This is a genomic window from Rhizobium sp. S96, assembly GCF_030382195.1.
GTDB lineage: Bacteria > Pseudomonadota > Alphaproteobacteria > Rhizobiales > Rhizobiaceae > Rhizobium.
The window spans coordinates 168,359-183,940 of record NZ_JAUDRY010000042.1; the positions used below are offsets into that span (position 1 = coordinate 168,359).

17 protein-coding genes are annotated in these 15,582 nt (G+C 60.0%); 5 read left to right on the forward strand and 12 right to left on the reverse strand.

All coding sequences use genetic code 11. The features are described from left to right. Positions 1-25 precede the first annotated feature (25 nt). The gene (locus QTL94_RS27065; RefSeq protein ID WP_289803697.1) at positions 26-1,495 is read right to left on the reverse strand and encodes a c-type cytochrome; all 1,470 of its coding nucleotides are present in this window, start codon (positions 1,493-1,495) and stop codon (positions 26-28) included. A 260-nt stretch (positions 1,496-1,755) separates the two neighbouring features. Between QTL94_RS27065 and QTL94_RS27070 the strand changes: the two genes are divergently transcribed. The 4 genes from QTL94_RS27070 (at position 1,756) to QTL94_RS27085 (ending at position 5,611) form a co-directional block, all read left to right on the forward strand. Further along, on the forward strand, positions 1,756-2,652 hold the full coding sequence (locus tag QTL94_RS27070) for a LysR family transcriptional regulator (protein WP_289803698.1): 897 nt from the start codon (positions 1,756-1,758) through the stop codon (positions 2,650-2,652). 259 nt (positions 2,653-2,911) lie between these two features. Then, entirely contained in the window at positions 2,912-4,417 is a 1,506-nt protein-coding gene (locus tag QTL94_RS27075; RefSeq protein WP_289803699.1) for a DegQ family serine endoprotease, read from the forward strand. Positions 4,418-4,580: 163 nt separating this feature from the next. Beyond that, the gene (locus QTL94_RS27080) at positions 4,581-4,904 is read left to right on the forward strand and encodes a hypothetical protein (RefSeq protein WP_289803700.1); all 324 of its coding nucleotides are present in this window, start codon (positions 4,581-4,583) and stop codon (positions 4,902-4,904) included. A 2-nt stretch (positions 4,905-4,906) separates the two neighbouring features. After that, positions 4,907-5,611, forward strand: a complete 705-nt coding sequence (locus QTL94_RS27085; protein WP_289803701.1) for a hypothetical protein — start codon at positions 4,907-4,909, stop codon at positions 5,609-5,611. Positions 5,612-5,780: 169 nt separating this feature from the next. On the opposite strand, the gene QTL94_RS27090 is transcribed toward QTL94_RS27085, so the two are convergent. After that, a complete protein-coding gene (locus QTL94_RS27090; RefSeq protein WP_289803702.1) occupies positions 5,781-6,074 on the reverse strand; it encodes an HdeA/HdeB family chaperone in 294 nt (97 codons plus the stop codon). Between the two features lie 480 nt (positions 6,075-6,554). On the opposite strand from QTL94_RS27090, the gene QTL94_RS27095 reads away from it, so the two are divergent. Then, positions 6,555-7,001, forward strand: a complete 447-nt coding sequence (locus tag QTL94_RS27095) for a hypothetical protein (RefSeq protein ID WP_289803703.1) — start codon at positions 6,555-6,557, stop codon at positions 6,999-7,001. 439 nt (positions 7,002-7,440) lie between these two features. Here the strand turns inward: QTL94_RS27095 and QTL94_RS27100 are convergent, their stop codons facing one another. The 10 genes from QTL94_RS27100 to QTL94_RS27145 all read right to left on the reverse strand — a co-directional run. Beyond that, positions 7,441-8,004, reverse strand: coding sequence for a threonine transporter RhtB (locus QTL94_RS27100; protein ID WP_065693229.1), 564 nt, complete (start codon positions 8,002-8,004; stop codon positions 7,441-7,443). 133 nt (positions 8,005-8,137) lie between these two features. Beyond that, on the reverse strand, positions 8,138-8,296 hold the full coding sequence (gene ccoS, locus QTL94_RS27105; RefSeq protein WP_065693228.1) for a cbb3-type cytochrome oxidase assembly protein CcoS: 159 nt from the start codon (positions 8,294-8,296) through the stop codon (positions 8,138-8,140). Further along, positions 8,293-10,575 (reverse strand): cation-translocating P-type ATPase, encoded by a 2,283-nt coding sequence (locus QTL94_RS27110; RefSeq protein WP_289803704.1) that lies wholly within the window; start codon positions 10,573-10,575, stop codon positions 8,293-8,295. Before QTL94_RS27110 ends, ccoS begins: the two co-directional genes overlap by 4 nt. After that, positions 10,572-11,063, reverse strand: a complete 492-nt coding sequence (locus QTL94_RS27115; protein ID WP_289803705.1) for a FixH family protein — start codon at positions 11,061-11,063, stop codon at positions 10,572-10,574. The genes QTL94_RS27110 and QTL94_RS27115 overlap by 4 nt, the downstream gene beginning before the upstream one ends. After that, on the reverse strand, positions 11,060-12,625 hold the full coding sequence (gene ccoG / locus QTL94_RS27120) for a cytochrome c oxidase accessory protein CcoG (protein ID WP_289803706.1): 1,566 nt from the start codon (positions 12,623-12,625) through the stop codon (positions 11,060-11,062). Before ccoG ends, QTL94_RS27115 begins: the two co-directional genes overlap by 4 nt. A gap of 328 nt (positions 12,626-12,953) precedes the next feature. Then, entirely contained in the window at positions 12,954-13,142 is a 189-nt protein-coding gene (locus QTL94_RS27125; RefSeq protein WP_289803707.1) for a hypothetical protein, read from the reverse strand. A gap of 10 nt (positions 13,143-13,152) precedes the next feature. Next, positions 13,153-14,016, reverse strand: coding sequence for a cytochrome-c oxidase, cbb3-type subunit III (gene ccoP / locus QTL94_RS27130; RefSeq protein ID WP_289803708.1), 864 nt, complete (start codon positions 14,014-14,016; stop codon positions 13,153-13,155). Between the two features lies 1 nt (position 14,017). Continuing rightward, positions 14,018-14,170 (reverse strand): cbb3-type cytochrome c oxidase subunit 3, encoded by a 153-nt coding sequence (locus QTL94_RS27135; protein WP_289803709.1) that lies wholly within the window; start codon positions 14,168-14,170, stop codon positions 14,018-14,020. Between the two features lie 9 nt (positions 14,171-14,179). Next, positions 14,180-14,914, reverse strand: coding sequence for a cytochrome-c oxidase, cbb3-type subunit II (ccoO, locus tag QTL94_RS27140; protein ID WP_113522102.1), 735 nt, complete (start codon positions 14,912-14,914; stop codon positions 14,180-14,182). Between the two features lie 8 nt (positions 14,915-14,922). Beyond that, positions 14,923-15,582, reverse strand: a 660-nt coding sequence (locus QTL94_RS27145; protein WP_289803710.1) for a cbb3-type cytochrome c oxidase subunit I, incomplete at its 5' end; no start/stop codon positions are given.

The window sequence follows — 15,582 nt, forward strand, 5'->3', positions numbered from 1 at the left end:
ATGCGATTGAATGAGGGGGCAGGCGTCAGGCGACGGCCGGGCGCGTCTGTCTGCGCAGCGCGAAAGCGAGTGCGGCGAGGACGATCAGCGCTGCCGCGATCGCAGCGGTGAGCGCATAGGGCGCAAGCTTGGCAATCAGCGGCTTGTCGCCACCGTCGCGGATGCGCGCGACATCCTGCGCAGTCACCTTCACATCGGGATTGCCGAACTGCGTCAGCACGTAATTGCTGACGTCGGCGACATCCTTGTCCGACAGGCGATCGGTGTAGGAGGCTGTCGGGCCAAAGGCCGGCATGAAGACATGTGCGTCACCCACCGTGCGGCTGAGACCGAAGAGGACGGTAGCGATCAGGTTGTCCGGCTCGGCAGCGCCGGTCGCGGTGTTGTGGAACAGCGAGGGGTAGAGCGTGTTGCCCTGACCATTGACCTGATGGCAGGTAGCACAGCTGCCACTGAAAATATGGAAGCCGTTTTCGTTCGCCGCCTGGTCTGGCAGTCCGCGCAGCGTTGCTTCGGTCTCGGAAGGCTTGCCATAATCGTATCGTGACTTGGCGGCACCGGTAGCAACGGGCTCGGTCGACTTCACATAGACGGCAATCGCCCTGAGATCGTCGTCGGTGAGATGCTGCAGGCTGTTTTCGACAGCTTCGGCCATCGGGCCGGCTGCCTGGGCCTTGCCCGCGACATGGCCGGTGCGCATGTACTGGACAAGCTCATCTTCGGACCAACCGCCGATGCCGCTTGTCGGATCAGAGGTAATGTTCGGCGCATACCAGGAACCGAGCGAGCCGCCGGCCAGAGGCTTGCTGGAGGATTCGGCCATCAGCAAATTGCGCGGGCTGTGGCAGGTGCTGCAGTGTTCCAGCGCTTCGGCGAGATAGGCACCGCGGTTCCACTGCTCGGATCTCTCCGGATCGGGCTTGAAGCGGTCCCTGCCAAGGAACAGAAGGTTCCAGCCTGCCATCGATGCGCGGATGTTGAAGGGGAAGGGCAGCTCGGTCTTTTGCGGAGCACTTTCGACCGGTTTCACCTCGTTCATGAAGTAGGCGTAGAGCGCCTTCATGTCGTCATCGGTGAGCTTGGAATAGGCCGTGTAGGGCATGGCCGGATAGAGGTGGCTTCCATCCTTGGCAACACCGTCGCGAACGGCGCGGGCGAAGTCCTCTTCGCTGTAGTTGCCGATCCCGTTTTCCTTCGAGGGAGTGATGTTGGTGGAAAAGATAGTGCCGAGCGGCGAGGCTATGCCATAGCCGCCTGCGAAAGGCTGGCCGCCATGCGGCGCCGTGTGGCAGGCGGCGCAGTCAGCGGCTGTGGCCAGATAGCGGCCGCGGGAAACGAGGTCGGACGGTGCACCGGACGCGTCTTGTGCGAAAGCGCTACCCGCCATTGCGACCAGCGCCGAAAGACAGAGGCCCATCGAGCGTAGCGAGCGGAACAGCGATGGCTGCTGCGTGGGAGGAAAATTGAGCATGGTCGGCGTGCTTTCATCAAGCATGAACAACAACTACCAGACCCAGCTTCGCCTCCCACGAGCAAGGCTGATCCGCGTCGCCGTACTCCAGACGCCAACATCGGCATGAATGCCACTCACAGGGAGCAATTCAGGCATGGAAATGCCTGTTGCCTGGTCGCGTGGAGCGATCCAGTGGCGTGTCGATGTGTCGCGTGTGCGGCTTGGTCACGCTCATAGCGCTGCCGCGCTGGCAATGAACATCAGTTTGTCATAGAAGCAGATTTCACAGAAAGTGAAAGCTTATGCCGAAGTTTGACCTCACAGACCTCAGGATGTTCCTCTCCGCCATCGACGGGGGAAGCCTTACAGCAGCCGCAGCCGCCAACAATGTCGTCGTCGCCGCCGTCAGCACTCGGCTTCGCCGGCTTGAAACATCGGTTGGCCTCGAGCTTTTCGAGAGGACGGGTCGCGGCATTCGCCCGACCCTCGCCGGAGAAATGCTGGCTCGGCGGGCGCGACAGCTGGTTGACGATGCGCGCAATGCGGAACTGGAGCTGCAGGAGTTTGCCGCAGGCAGCAGGGGACGCGTCCGGTTGCTGTCCAACACGAACATGCTTTCCGAACACATGCCGCTCGCCCTTGGCACGTTTCTGGCAACCAATCCGCAGATCAATGTCACGGTCCAGGACAAGCCGAGCTTCGAGGTCGTCAACATGCTCAAGAACGGCGATGCCGATATCGGCATTGTCGCCTCCTCCGCCGACATGACGGGGCTTGAACGCTGGCGCTTCATGCCGGACCGCCTGATGCTTATCGTTCCGCCGGACTCGCCGTTGTCCGCCCCTGTCGCGTTCTCGGAAATTCTGGATTTTCCCATGATTGCGCTGCGCGAGAAGGTGGCGCTGTCGCAATTTCTGCGGCGGTCGGCGAACGAGCTTGGCCGCAAGCCCCATATCCGGATCCGTACTGACAGTTTCGAAGCGCTCTGCAAAATGGTCGAATGTGGCGCAGGAATTGGCATCGTGCCGGAGATCGCGGCGAGCCGATACGCCCAACACATGCAATACCGCGTCTTGCCGATCGCCGAAGGCTGGGCGGAGCGAGATCTCTATGTCTGCGTTCGAAAGGAAGCCCAGTTGCCACGATACGCAGCGCTGCTCCTTGCTCATCTTCTGGCGTATGTGAAAATTTCAGCATGAGGATTGGCGTTGGAGGCCAGTCCCATTTTCTGGCCGGTAGCCGCCAAGCACAATGCACAACAGTCACCCGCCATGCTGCGGAAATCGGCGGATCTTCCAGATGAAAGATAAGTAATAAATGGGAGAAATACATTAAGTTTCAGCAATGAAAATGTAATGAACCTTTAATTTGTAAATATAGATTCACGGTTTCATATTTAGTCCACGCGATGAGTTTCGGCTTTACGCGGTTCGAATAACTCTCATCAGGACGGACACCGTGACAAATATTATCAAAAGCCGCCGCAGGGCGGCACTCCTTGGCGCAGCAATCATAGCCGGCGCGGCCTCTGTCCCGCTCGCCTACCAGACCTCATCGGCCTTCGCAGCACCTGCGAGTGCATCGGTGACTGGTGTTGCCGCAAACAACTCCTTCTCGTCCATCGTCGATGCCGACAAGCCCGCCGTCGTGACCATCGTCACGAAGATGAAGGCATCGGCACAGGACGAGGGAGACGATAACTCGCAGATGCAGGAGCAGTTCAAGCAGTTCTTCGGTGAGCAGGGCATTCCCATGCCGCATCAGGCTCCCCAACCGCAATCTGGCGAGCGTGCACAGGCCTTGGGCTCAGGCTTCATCGTCAGCCCGGATGGCTACATCGTCACCAACAACCACGTGATCGAGAATGCCACCGATATCAAGGTGACGCTGGATGATGGAACCGAACTGACCGCCAAGCTCGTCGGTGCCGATCCGAAAGCCGACCTTGCCGTGGTCAAGGTCGATGCGAAACAGCCGCTGCCGACCGTGGCCTGGGGTGACTCCGACAAGCTCAGGCTGGGCGATCAGGTTCTCGCCATCGGAAACCCCTTTGGCATCGGCACAACGGTAACCGCCGGCATCGTGTCAGCCCGCGGCAGGGATCTGCATAGCGGTCCGTATGACGACTTCATCCAGATCGATGCTCCCATCAATCACGGTAACTCTGGCGGCCCGCTCGTGGGCAGTGACGGCAAGGTCGTCGGGATCAATACCGCGATCTATTCGCCGAACGGCGGCAGTGTCGGCGTCGGCTTTGCCATCCCAGCGGACGAAGCCAAGATGATTGTCGCCAAGCTGCAGAAGGACGGATCCATCGACCACGGCTATCTGGGCGTCCAGATCCAGCCGGTGTCGCAGGATGTCGCCGATGCGCTCGGTCTGGCGAAGCCCGCCGGTGCGCTTGTCGCCGACGTGACGAAGGGTTCCCCAGCAGCCGATGCCGGCATCAAGCAGGGTGACACGATTACCGCCGTCGGGGAAAAGGCAGTTTCCACGCCTAAGGACCTTTCAAGGCTCGTCGCCGACCTCTCGCCTGGCGACAAGCAGACCATTACGGTCTGGCGTGACGGCAAGAGCGTCGATCTCAAGGTCGCGATCGGCGGAAACGACGACGGAAAGCCCCAGCAGGCCGCATTCAACGGCGCGGAGAAGGCTACTCCGGCTGGTCCGCGGATAGGCGTTTCCCTTGCAGACCTGACCCCGCAGGTGCGCGAACGCATCGGCGTTCCCAAGGGTGTTGAAGGCGCCGTTGTTGCGGACGTCTCACCAGACAAGCCGGCAGCCGAAGCAGGGCTCGAGGCTGGTGACATCATCTTGTCGGTCAACGGCAAGACGATCCACGATGCCAGTGAAGCCAAGACTGCGGTTGCTGCCGCGGCGAAGGCCGAAAAGAAGTCAGTGCTGCTGCTCATACAGCGCGGCGATAACAAGACCTTCGTAGCGGTGCCGTTCTCGGCCGCTTAACTGGCAGACTGGAGGGGCCGGCGCAAACACCCCTGCGCCGGCCTTCTCATGTATCACGAGGTCGACTTGTGTTGATGAGAGCCTCGACTCTATGTTGCATGGCTGCTCAGGTCGGACTACACTTCTGGTATTGGGTTGAACGTGAACTGCCATGAGGTAGCACATGCCCGCAGACGATCTCACCAGACCTGACACCGTAGAGAACGCGCACGAAGATGATCGCGGCACCGGCATCTATTGGTTCATTGTGCCCTCGGGCGACGAGGAGCAGATATTCATTCCGGATATCACCCGTGGCAAGGCAAATGATATCGCCCGGCAATTGGGTTCTTTAGGCAACGTTGACGCCTACCGTTGGGTACCGGAGAGCATCCGGGACGCCGCCAATCTGATCCAAAGCAAATGCGGTGGACGCTGCAACGCCAACATTGATTGCGTCAACCCAGCGTGCAGGTGTTACAGCGGTCGCTGTCAAAGGAAGCGATAATCATGCCGCGCGTTCTTACGGTCGTGAATATCGTGCTGGCAGTAGGGCTTCTGGCCTGTATCGGCGTTACCGCATATTTCGCCATCCTGGTGTTGGGCGAAGCCATCCGGGCCCAAAAGCTTGACCAGTTCAGCGGTCTTGCGATCGGTGCGTTGATCGCCGTTGTGGGAACCTGCCTGACGGCGCTGGCGTCGCTCTATACGGCCAATCGACAAGCCGAGGTTACGACCTCCGTTGAGGAGGCGCGGGCGATTGCGGCAGCTGATTTAGCAGCATTGCAGGAAGTGATCACTGCGCGTCTCGACAAGTTCAAAGCAGACTCTGCTGCAGACCTGGAGCGGCTGAAAAAGTCGCTCGATTTTCACACGACAGCTCATCGTGAGTTGGGCGGATCGGCAGCGATGTATTTTTACGCGTTGAGATCGGCCGCGATTGGTACGTTCGACGAAGCCGAACTTGAGCGTGCGGAAACCCTGATGGTCGAGACAAGCCGGCACCTCACCTATGTGTCCGATTCATTTGAAGATGAATGGCTTGCATTTTGGCAGGTGGCCCAGGCAATCAAGCGTGAAGCAAAAACACTGGCAGATCCTGTACAGCGCAGCCTCAGTGTTGCGCGGGGGATGGAAAGCAAGGATCACGGAAAAATGGATCTGCGTGATCGGTACGCTTCACTTAAAGAGAAGGCGAAGAGGGAAGTGTCCTAACTCTGCGGCTTCCATTAGTCCGTCGCAAAGGCTCGCTCCAAAGCGATGGCGAGGCGCCCAAGTCCAGGCGCCCCGATATCGCTCGAGTACCGCTGTGAACGCCAAGCCGACATGGCCAGCAGCATCGGTGCAGCGATTGCCTGCTGCAAACCCGTCTTCGACGAATGTGCTAGGATTTTGCTATCGCATCCAATGCGTCCATGAGTGTCGAGCTGGGATTCTTCTTGCAGTATGCGGCGACCTTTGCTGCGTTGGCATGCGCCTTGTCCCCGTCGATCATCGGGTCGCCCGCCTTGCCATGAACATAGCCGTTCACCCACATGGCGACGCCGATGATCTTTGCAGGAGGCATTGCTCCCACATCTTTGCAAGCGACCTTTGACATGTCGACGTTTGCGGCCAACGCCTGGCCGGCCAGAACAATACCTGCAACTGCGAGTGCGATTGTGATACGGGACGTCATGGTGTGTTCTCCCTGGTAATCGCTCCCTGAAACGGAGCTAGGTGGTTGTGCTTTGCTGAGTATCCGCAAGAAGACTGCCCTCAAACACGCCTGTAACGGACCGACGACTGTATAGGGACCGACAGAACAACCACCTGCGTAAGCCGTCGGTGTGAAGCAGGATCATGCAGATACCCAATCATACTCCCTCGCCGCGTTCACGCGCACGTAGTATCACGTAGACTCTGTGCTGCAGTGTCAGGTTGTCGCGGTTCGGGGTTGCGTTCAGCCGCTCACTTTGGGCAGGGGCAAGGCATTCTTGCCCGGTTTGCCCTAGCACTGTTCACACTTCTCGGCCTTAGGCTTGATCTCCCCCTCGGCTGATCGGCAGCTCTCTCGCGAGAATGTTTCCATCGCCTCGGAGAAATACCGAGCAACGGCATGACCGGCAGCATGAACAAAACATGACGCGGAACGTTTTCCTTTTTAAGGAGAAGTAAGATGCCCAGTTCAACGTCAGTCTACTATCAGCCAGACTTCGATTGTCGTGCCGATGCGGAGGTGCTGAACACAGCCCATCAACTCGTGGACCTCTATCTGTGCTTTGTAAAGGACAGCGATGTCGGCGGTGACCTGGTCGATGAAATCGAGCTTCCGCTGGAAAAGGCGACTTTTGTGGAAGCCTTTCGGCTGTTGATTGCGGCCGAACTCCGGGCGGATGTGCGGTCTTTGCTGATCAAGGCTGGAATGACGCTGGCGCAATATCATCGTGGTCTGGGTTCGCGCATTCGCATGCGTGCGCTCACACCGCAGGGTCGACCTTCGTTCTCGCGCTTGCATGGTTCGGGCACCCGGCGACGTTTGGAAAAGACGCTTGTGGCCTCGGCCGAAGAACGCATACGGCTGGAGCAGGTCTTCGAGCGCGCCCATATCGAGGCAATACAATGAAACGCTTTGTGACCTGTCGCGATCGCAGAGCAAGCCCCTGATGTAGCGTTCGTCTGGTTTTGGGTATTGCAGAGAAATGGCCCGCTGTCTGCGGGCCATTTCTCCTATCGGACCTAATGGACCTTGGAATGCGGATGATCTGTTGGACGGCATATCCTTCGAACGTAGTCGGACAACACGGGATCTCCGGCTATGGCTTCTTGAAAAGCGTCCTCATCCAACTGCCCAAATCTGTACGCGTCGAGGATACTCCTCTGGCTATTCGTCAACGGCGGTAAATGCTCGGTGGCTGATGGTGGAACCTGCGGCGACATGGCACTTCTCCTTCCGAGGAGAAAACTGTTTGTGCGATTTTAAGTTCCGCCTTTGTCACTGACGGCTGTCGCAGTTTGGCTCGGGCGCTGGTAATCGCTTTTCCACCGCGGATCTGCTCAGTTCGCTATTGGAACGCGCTGATTGTCAGCAGTGCGGAAAATCCCAGCAGCACGACCGATCCGCACCTTTGTACAAAGGCGGGCGTCTGGCCTTTGCCGCCAAGAATGAGCCTGCCGGCAAGTAGCCAGATGGTGGACGTTGTGATGACGACGATCGAAAAGGTGGCAAGCGCGGCAATGGGCAAGGTGCCATCGTCCGAAACGATCATCGTGAGGCCAATGATGACCGCTTTCGGGTTGAGCAATGTAGTCACGACAAGGTGCCGTAGCCGAACGGTTCTACCGCCGTCGCGGGGTGTGTCGGTCCATAGCTTTATCGCCAGATAGAAGACCCAGGTCGCGGAGATCAGCTTGATCGCCTGGGCGACAATACGGTGCTCGTGAAGGAATGGAGCAGCCACCGCAGTTATAGGAATTATGACCGCCAAGTAGGAGCAGAGGACGGCTGCGAGCAAGGTGACCGCGCGGCCGAAAGTCAACCGCTGTGAAGCCATGGCGAGAACGGCGTTGGTCGGCCCCGGCAGAATGAGGAGGGCAAAGACACTGAAGGCCAACGCCGTAAAATGCATGAAAGTTGTCCCTTTGGTCGAGCCAGCCTTCGCGGTGGGAGGCTTAGCCCGCTGTTATGAAATCTACTACAAACAGGCAATTCCCGCGCAACGAAAAGGTTTGCGATTCGACGCGATTGCCGGGTGTTGGTATTCAAGGCTGTTTCTGGTCTGGATCCTCATCGCTGAGCACGCGCCAGGCGGCCCCTTGCAGGTCGTCATATTGGCCGCTTCGCAAGGACCACAGGAAGGCCGCCAGGCCCATGCCGCCCATGAAGAGCGCGATCGGGATAAGATAGATCAGCATGTTCATACGATTTTCACCTCGCTGGCCGGGACAACGATTGCCGACTGTCTGCTCAAGGCTCGATCGAACGAGTTGAGACGCAGGGCGTTCATGACCACGATGATCGACGAGGTGGACATCGCAACAGCCGCAATGAGGGGAGTGGCGAAACCTGCAATCGCGATCGGAACAGCCAGAACGTTGTAGCCGATTGCCAGCACGAAGTTCTGCCGGATAAGGCTCGCCGCGCGTCTTGAAATCGTGATGGCGTCAGGAACCGCGTCCAGCCGGTCATTGAAGAACACGAGGTCGGCGGCCTGCCTTCCGATGTCGGATGCCGTTGCCGGTGCCATCGACACGTGCGCGGCGGCCAGCGCCGGCGCGTCGTTAATGCCGTCGCCCACCATCAGCACGCGGTGACCGCTTGCGCTCATGCGCGCGCATTCTTCCACCTTCTGCTTTGGCGTCAGCGCCCCGAATGCCTTGTCGATTCCGAGCGCTTTGGCGGAGTTGTCCACCACGGCCTGCCTGTCGCCGGATAGCACGATCGATCCCAGACCCTCCTTCTGCAACTGGGCAATGGCATCGGCCGCGCCCGGACGCAGTGTGTCGTCGAATAGGAAGCGAGCGAGTTCGACGCGATCCTTCGACAGAACGACTTCCGAATAGGGGTTCTCACCAGCCGTCCGTAGTTCGGCTTCCTCCCCACAGGCAAAGGCCGCATTGCCGAGGCGATACACAGCATCTCCGCCCGTCGCTTCGAGGCCGCCACCGGGAACTTCCTTGACGCTGTCGAAGCTGACAGACGCTAGGTCGCGGCCTCGCACCAGCGCCTGCGACAACGGATGCCTCGAATGAATGGCAAGACCAAGGGCAGTGGAGATCTCGCGCTCCGCCGCCAGCGACGCGACGAGGCGTGGCTGGCCGATCGTCAAAGTCCCTGTCTTGTCGAATGCCACGATGTCGGCTTCGGCGAGCCTTTCGAGAGCCGAACCGTCCTTGACCATGATCCCCTTGCGGAAAAGCTCTCCGGCGGCGACCACCTGCACGACCGGAACAGCAAGACCCAATGCGCACGGGCAGGTGATGATCAGGACGGCAACGGCGACCAGCATGGCGTGCTTCCAGTCCCCGCCGACAAAGCCCCAGGCGAGAAATGAAACGAGCGCCAGGCAGTGGACCACCGGAGAATAGAGCGACGCCGCCCGATCCGCGATGCGACGATATCTGGCGCGGCCGCCTTCAGCGGCTTCCATCAAACCGATGATTTCGGCAAGCAGGGAGTTCTTCGCAATCTTTGTGGTACGCAGAACGAGGGCGCCCGTGAGGTTCATGGCGCCGGACATGACATCGCTTCCTTTTGAAACGGCGACAGGGCTGCTTTCACCCGTGACGATCGACATGTCGAGATCGCTGCTGCCGCCAATCACCTCAGCGTCGACGGGAACGCGCTCGCCGACCGCGATCGCTATCTGATCCCCGACGGAAATCTCTTCCACGGGGACGTAGCGACGCGATCCGTCCGGCATGATCTGCATCGCCCCCCGGGGAGCCAGTTGCGCCAGCCCGTTGATTGCCGCGCGGGCCTTCTCTCGCATGATGTGGTCAAGGGTTCGGCCGATCAGCAGGAAGAACAGCAGCGACACCGATGCGTCGAACCAGGCGTGCTCGCCGTGGTGCATGGTTTCCCAGAGCGAAACCGCGTAGGACAGCGTCACCGCAAGCGAAATCGGGACGTCCATGTTGGTGCGGCCATGCTTCAGCGCATTCCAAGCCGACTGGAAGAAGAAACGGCCCGCATAGACGAGTGCCGGCGCGGCAATCATTGCCGAGATCCAGTGGAACAGGTCGCGTGTGGCGGCATCGGCGCCCGACCAAACGGAAACCGACAACAGCATGATGTTAGCCGCCGCGAATCCGGAAACGCCAACGGCAAGCAGCAACTGGTTTCGGGTCTTGTCATTCTCGGGTGTCGCTGGCGTGAAGAGATGCGCGCGGTATCCGACAGCATTGACCGCAGTGACGATCTGCGAAGGATCGGTCTGTCGATTGTCCATTTCCTGGCGATAGAGGCAGGTGACCCGGCGCGCCGTCAGGTTGACGCGCGCTTTCTGGACAAACGGGATCTTGGCCAGAGCGCCTTCGATCGTGGAGATGCATGCACCGCAGTGTACATTGGGAACACTCAGGTCGAGCTGGCGCAGGCCGTCGCCGACCGGATGGCTGGCGAGCGCGACTTCCTCGGCGCTGAAGGCGGTCGAGCTCAAAGCAAGGACGCCCTCGCTGTCCATCGTGCAGCAGGTCATTGGCCGAACTCCGCGGTGTCGATCCGCTTGGCTTCGTGCATGATCAACGCTCCGCCTCGCTTTGAGACGGCTTCGACGATCCAGTCGCCTGTCGCGACGTTGTGCTCGCCCTCAAATCTGCCCTCCGCAGTCTTGCGGAGCGTGATGCTGAAATCCTCATGGTCACCTACGGGCCGCTTGAAGTTCAGCACGACGTCGTCGATCGCGGTCGGCGACCCGTCCCTGTTGCGAAGGTCGTAGTGAACCATGCCCCCATTGATCGACAGAACGCCGCTGATGCCGGAGGCGGTCATGGCCTTCATCGCCTCAGCCCTCTCATTGAACTCTTGGCTGGCGACGTAGGTGTTCTGAACGACAAGGCCGCTCCAGCTCGACGAGGCGAGCCAGGCCATGGTGACGTTGACGGAGATCACGACGCCGAAAAAGGTGCAGATGACCAGCAGCATGTGCCGGCCTGTGAAGCCCTGCGATGAGGATTGTGCGGTCATTTCGCGTCTCCTGGAGTGTTGAAGGCTGCCCGGTAGGTCGCCCGATCGGAATGATCGGCATCCTCGACCACGAACAGAAGCTCGTTGGTCCCGCCATCCGGTCTGTCCGTCACGAAGACCTTGAGCGTGGTGGCGGCGTCAGGCGCTGTGTCGATGGTGAAGGAGCGTCCTTCATCCTTGCCGAGTTCGGGGATGCGCATGGTCGCGCCCTCGAGCCCGGCAAGGCTCAGTGTCACCGTGCGCGGACGAGGCTCCATGTTGAGGACGCGCAGCGTATAGCCGTTGCGGATCGAGCCATCGCTCTCCAGCACGTATTGCGGGTTGCGGTCGTGGATGACGTTGAGCTCCAGCCGCTCGCGCAGCGACAGATGCACCAGCATCGCCAGGCCGATGAAAGCCCAGACGGTGGCGTAGAAGACGACACGCGGGCGAAAGACGATGCGCCAGTTGAAGTGGCGGACGCCGGCGGTGAACGAACCGTCTTCGTTGCGCACGCGGGCTGGTTGGACTGGCGTTCGTCCGTCGTTGGTGGCTAGCGCCATGTTGCCCGCATATTCGCTGAGGGTCGCATAGGCGATCAGACCACGCTCCTTGCCGATCTTGTCCATGACACCGTCGCAGGCATCGATGCACAGCGCGCAGGTGATGCATTCCATCTGCTGCCCGTCGCGGATGTCGATGCCCATCGGACAGACGGCGACACAGGCGTTGCAATCGACGCAATCACCGATCGGCTCGCCCTTGGCTTGAGCCTTCTTGGCGTGGCGGGTGCGCGGCTCGCCACGCCAGTCATTGTAGGTCACCACCAGCGAGTTTTCGTCGAGCATGGCGCCCTGAATGCGCGGCCAGGGGCACATGTAGGTGCAGACTTGCTCGCGCATGAGACCACCGAGAACGTATGTGGTGGCGGTCAGGGTTGCGACCGTCGCATAGGCGACGGGGGGTGCCTGCGCGGTGAACAGTGCGACCATGAGCTTGGGCGCGTCCGCGAAGTAGAATATCCACGCGCCGCCGGTCGCCACGCCGATGACGATCCAGATCGCGTGCTTCGCGGCCCGCTTTCTGACCTTGTCGAAGGTCCAGGGGCCGGCGTCTAGCTTCATTCTCGCGTTCCGGTCGCCCTCGATACCACGTTCGACGACGAGAAACAGATCGACCCAGACCGTCTGGGGACAGGCATAGCCGCACCAGGCGCGGCCGACGGCCGAGGTGACAAGGAAAAGGCCAAAGCCCGCCATGACAAGGAGCCCGGCGACATAATAGAATTCCTGCGGCCAGATCTCGATGAAAAAGAAGAAGAAGCGTCGTGAACCAAGGTCGACGAGAATAGCCTGATCGGGGGCGTAGGGGCCGCGATCCCAGCGAATCCAGGGGGCGAGATAGTAGATGCCGAGTGTGATCAGCATCGCGATCCATTTGAAAGTACGGAAGCGCCCCTCGGCCCGCTTCGGGAAGATCTTCTTGCGCGCCGCATAAAGTGGCGGACGATTGTGCCGGGCATTGACCGCCTCGGCGTTGATGCGTTCGACGTTGCCGGGATCGTTTGCAGTATAGAGGTTCATTTTGGTGTCCGCCTTTGACACCGTTTTTCCATCTCGGCAGTGGTCACGCCTTGACGTAGATCAAGTGCCAGAGCGGTGTCGAAAGGAAGGCCACGTCCCGGACAGGAGACGTGGCCCGAAGGGATCACGCAGGAGAGACTGCGTGACATACCTCCACTAGACGGAAAGCTGTGTAGCACTGATCGGCCGGTCTCCCTTTGCGATAGGTCAAACTTCTGTTGAGTTTGCTGCAAGGTCCGGAGGGGCAACAGGGCACAAGGCTCCGGAATGAAAAGGGGCCGCGCCTGCGAAGACACGACCCCGAAACATTCATTGGCACTATCCGTTCCTAGCGGCTGGTCGGCTTCTGATCCTTGAGGCAATTCAAGCTGACGATCGAACTGCCTATCTTGCCAGGGTCTTCCTGCTCGCTCACCGGTGTCACGGTCTTGCTGGAGCGCGATGACACGCGCGAGTGAATGACGGAGCGAGGGGTGCCATAGAGCCCGAGAAGCGGGTTATGATCATGGGTGCTCATCTAATGGTCCTCACTGTCCGCCGCCGAGCGAATGAACGAAGACGGTGAGCTCCTTCACGACAGGCTCACCCAGGCGCCCGGCCCATGCGGGCATGACGCCGTGCTTGGGTGCAGAAACCTGGCGAATGATGGCATCTTCGCCGCTCCCCTTCAGCCATATCGCGTCAGCCAGGTTTGGCGCGCCCATATCGGCCTTGCCCTTGGCATCCTCGCCGTGACAAGCGGCGCAGTTGTCGAGGAAGATCTGCTTGCCGGCGACGGCGCGCGTGGCATCCGAGGGCGTGTTCGTCAGGCTCCAGACGTAGGCTGCGACCTGTGCCGTCTGCGTGGAGTCCAGGATCTCCCCGAACGCCGGCATTTCGGAAACGTGAGTGTCCGCGTCAGCGTCATACCGGATGCCATGGGCAATGGTCTTCTGGATCGAGTCCAGGTGTCCGCCCCAGAGCCAATCGTCGTCGTTGAGGTTGGGGAAGCCAGCACCGCCCGTCGCGCCAGAGCCGTGGCATGGCGCACAGTTGACCTTGAAGGCCGACGCCCCGCCGGCAATCGCAAATTCACGCAATGCAGGATCGGCGTCGATCTCCTGCACGGTCCTCGCCGCGATCTGATCGTGGAACTTGATCTGCGCGACCTTCGCCTGGTCGAGGTCCTGTTGCAGCTCGGCACGGCTCGAGAAACCCAGAAGCCCCTTGGTCGTATCCTTGATCATCGGAATGGACGGATAGGCGATCGCATAGGCGATGGCCCAGACGATTGTCGCATAGAAGGTCCAGACCCACCATCTGGGCATCGGGTTGTTCAGCTCCCGGATGCCGTCCCATTCGTGTCCGGTGGTCTCGACGCCGCTGATTTCATCAACATGCTTTTCCGACATCTCAATCATCCTTCAGGGGAATATCGGCGGCTTCCTTGGCCGTCTGCTTGCTGCCGGGACGGAGCGTAAAGACGATCGCGCCAACGAAAAAGGCGGCCATTGCGAGCAGGCCCCAGCTGTCGGCGAAGTGCCGCATTGCGGTATAGGTTTCCATCAGATCACCTCATCGATAGCCGGTTGCGTCGTCATAGGTCGAGAAATCGACCAGCGTGCCCAGCATCTGGAGGTAGGCGACAAGCGCATCCATCTCGGTCAGCTTCTGCGGGTCACCGTCGAAATCGCCGACTTTCGCCTTCGGATATCGTTGGAGAAGCGCAGTGGTATCGGCGTTCGGATCGGCCTGCGCCTTCATGTCCGCTTCGGCATTGGCGAGCATGTCGTCGTTATAGGGCACACCGACATCCTCGTTTGCCTTGAGGTCCATGCCGACGTCTTTGACGGTGACTTCCTGTTCCTTCAGGAAGGCGTATTTGGGCATGATCGATTCCGGCACGACGGCTCTCGGATCCGACAGATGCTGCACGTGCCACTCGTTCGAGTAGCGGCCGCCAACGCGAGCAAGGTCGGGACCGGTTCGCTTGGATCCCCACTGGAACGGATGGTCGTACATGGATTCCGCGGCGAGCGAATAGTGGCCGTAGCGCTCCACCTCGTCCCTGAACGGCCGGATCATCTGGCTATGGCAGACATAGCATCCTTCGCGGATGTAGATGTTGCGTCCCGCCAGTTCGAGAGGCGTGTAGGGACGCATGCCTTCGACCTTTTCGATGGTGTTCTGGAGATAGAACAGCGGAGCGATCTCGACGATGCCGCCGATGCTGACCACGAGCAGCGAGCCGACCAGAAGCAGCGTGGCGTTCTTCTCGAGGATATGATGTTTGTCTAGTATCGATGCCATGTCTCACCTCACTCGGCAGGCTGTGCCTGGGGCACATATGCGGTCGGAATAGCGGCTTCCGCCCGCTGGTGACCCTTGATCGTCATGAACACGTTCCAGGCCATGACGAGCCCGCCTGCCAGGTAGAGCGCCCCACCCACCGTGCGCAGCACGTAGTAGGGGAACATGGCGGCGACGGTCTCGGCGAAGGAATAGACCAGAAAGCCCTGCGAATTGTATTCGCGCCACATCAGGCCCTGCTGGATACCGGCGACCCAGAGAACGGCCGCGTAGATCACGATGCCGAGCGTGGCGAGCCAGAAATGCCAGTTGACCATGCGCAGGCTGTAGAGGCGTTCGCGTCCCCAAAGCTTCGGCGTCAGGTAGTAGATTGCACCGAAGGTGATCATGCCGACCCATCCGAGCGCGCCCGAGTGAACGTGACCGATGGTCCATTCCGTGTAGTGGCTGAGCGAGTTCACCGTCTTTACCGACATCATCGGACCTTCGAAGGTCGACATGCCGTAGAATGCGATGGCGATGACCATCATGCGGATGATCGGATCGGTGCGGATCTTGTCCCAGGCGCCCGACAGCGTCATCAGGCCGTTGATCATGCCGCCCCAAGACGGCATCCACAGCATGACCGAGAAGACCATGCCGAGCGTCTGGGCCCAGTCCGGCAGCGC